Source organism: Comamonas sp. B-9 (genome assembly GCF_000410635.1).
Taxonomy (GTDB): domain Bacteria; phylum Pseudomonadota; class Gammaproteobacteria; order Burkholderiales; family Burkholderiaceae_C; genus Comamonas.
On record NZ_APCR01000059.1, the window covers coordinates 1 to 1,010 of the forward strand.

Consider the following 1,010-nt stretch of genomic DNA (forward strand, 5'->3'; position numbering starts at 1 on the left):
TGGTTGTAGCTGCGCTGCACCGTGCTGCCATCAGCCCTTTGGTGTTCTACGAGGCGCGCCAGGCCCGCTTCGCCTTGGAAGATGTAGGTGTCAATGCGGCCCAGGCTGTCGGTGACCACGCAGGCCCTGCGCGGCTGGCCGTTCGCTTCGGGGAGCACCTGGTAGGCAAACTGGTAGTCCAGGCCCTCCTGGTTGCGCTGGGCAATGGCCTGGCCGCCCGGTTCATAACGGTCGTAGGCGTAGTGGTGTTCGGGGCCGCTGCGCTCTTGGTGGAAGACCATCAAATGGTTGCGCCAGGCAAAGCGGCGGGTGATGCGGCCGTGGCGGTCTTGCACCTCAAGCAAGTCACCCTGGGCGCTGTAGCTGTAGTGCACCAGGGTGATCGGTTCCGTTTGATCGGTGACAGCGGGGTCGCGGGCGAGGCGGATACTGGTCAGGCGCACGCCGCTGTCGGCTTGCCAGAAGAAGTGGCTGTCTTGTGCGCCCTCTTTGTGCCTGTAATGCTGGGCCTCTTGGGCGGGCAGGATTTGCTGGTAGTGCAGCTGGTAGTGGCGCCCCACGCCATCATCGATGCCGGTGATGCGCTCCTGGCCCAGCACCTTTGACCAGTGGTAGCGCTGTTTGCGGTCCAGGCGGTCTATCTTGCCCAGCAGGACCCAGTTCGGGTCTGGCTCGGGCTCGGAGGTTTGAGTGGTCAGGGGTTTGCCAGCAGTTTGCTGCGCCTGCCTAGCCGCACGTGCTGCCTCGATCTGCTGCCAGTTGGCCGGCGCAAATACCCAGACGGTGTCGCCATTACCTGTCGATGCAAAGACCAGCAGATCGCTGCAAGCCATATCGCGCCGGATCCAGGCAAAGCGGCCTTGCCACCACAGCGGGGCTTGGCCCGGGAGCTGCATTGCGTTTGCGTTTGTCTTTGTGTCGTGCGGTGCCTCTGCACTGAATCTTGCAGCCCCCGTCATCGCGGCCAATTCCTGCGAGAGCCCACCGGCGTGCATGCCTGAGCGCAGCAG

1 pseudogene is annotated in these 1,010 nt (G+C 63.9%); it reads right to left on the reverse strand.

Going from position 1 to position 1,010, the window contains the following annotated elements:
- A pseudogene (locus tag H928_RS25560) lies at positions 1–896 on the reverse strand (hypothetical protein); the annotation flags it as partial.
- Positions 897–1,010: the final 114 nt, after the last annotated feature.